The sequence below is a fragment of the Mesorhizobium sp. M0848 genome, from assembly GCF_040319805.1.
In the GTDB taxonomy this organism is placed as follows: Bacteria; Pseudomonadota; Alphaproteobacteria; order Rhizobiales; family Rhizobiaceae; genus Mesorhizobium.
In genome coordinates, this window is record NZ_JAMYOM010000080.1 from 1 (window position 1) to 1,121 (window position 1,121).

The window sequence follows — 1,121 nt, forward strand, 5'->3', positions numbered from 1 at the left end:
GGGATCTTGCGATGACGACGAAGCCGAGCGGTCAGTTCAGTTTTGTGGAGGCTCTGCTGCCGCAGGGTCTTGGTCGGAGCGGTCGCCTGGACCGGTTGTCGTTGCTGGTGAAGTGGTATCGCTTCGAGAAGATCCTGGCACGGCTGCGCTCGCCGGCCGGACCAGGCCGGCCTGCCTACAATTCGTTGGTGATGTTCAAGGCGCTTCTGCTGCAGTCCTTGTATGGACTGTCGGACAGCGAACTGGAGGAGGCGCTCGCCGATCGGCTGTCGTTCCGCCGCTTCGTTGGGCTGACGCTCGAAGAGACGGTGCCCGACCACACCACGCTCAACCGCTTTCGCAATCGTCTCGTCGAGGCGGGGCTTCTGGAGAAGCTGTTTGGCGAACTGGACCGTCAGTTGGACAAGGCCGGGCTGATCCTGCGGCGCGGTACGATGCTCGATGCCACGGTGATCGAGACGGCGGCGGCACGGCCACCCAGTGGAACGGCGCACGAGGCCGGCGAGGCTGGCGATCCCGATGCCGGCTTTACACGCCGGCAGGGCAAGCCTGGCTCCTCCTATGGCTACAAGGCCCATGTCGGTGTCGACCAGGGCTCTGGCCTGATCCGCCGGGTGAGAACGACAGCGGCCAACGTCAACGACACGGTCGAGGCAGATCATCTGATCTGTGGCGACGAAGGCGCAGTGCTGGCGGATGCGGCCTATCACACCAAGGCGCGCCAGGTATTGCTGAGGGAGCGCGGGATCAAGCCAAGACTGATGCGGCGCGCCAACAAGCATCATCCGCATCTGCCAGCGCGCCTGAAGCATTTCAACCGGCTCATTGCGCGGCAACGCTTCGCCGTCGAGACGACCTTTGCCACCTTGAAGAACCGCATGCGGCTTTGCGCCATCCGCTACCGCGGCTTGGCCAAGGCGGCAGGACAGATCCTCATCGCCGCCATCGCCTTCAACATGCGCCGCTGGGTGACGCTGGCGACCTAATACAGGGTCGCATTGCGCCCGAAATCCGCCGAACCCGTCAAACCCCAGCCAATCCGGCCTCAAACCCGAGCCGCAAGGCACCCCACATTGGCCTGACCCTCCCTCCTTGCCCCTATAACTTAATAACGCAACGGG

1 protein-coding gene is annotated in these 1,121 nt (G+C 63.8%); it reads left to right on the top strand.

What is annotated here, in order from left to right:
• On the top strand, nt 1–986 hold a 986-nt coding region (locus NKH95_RS33360), incomplete at its 5' end, for an IS5 family transposase (RefSeq protein WP_352894620.1).
• Nucleotides 987–1,121 lie beyond the last annotated feature (135 nt).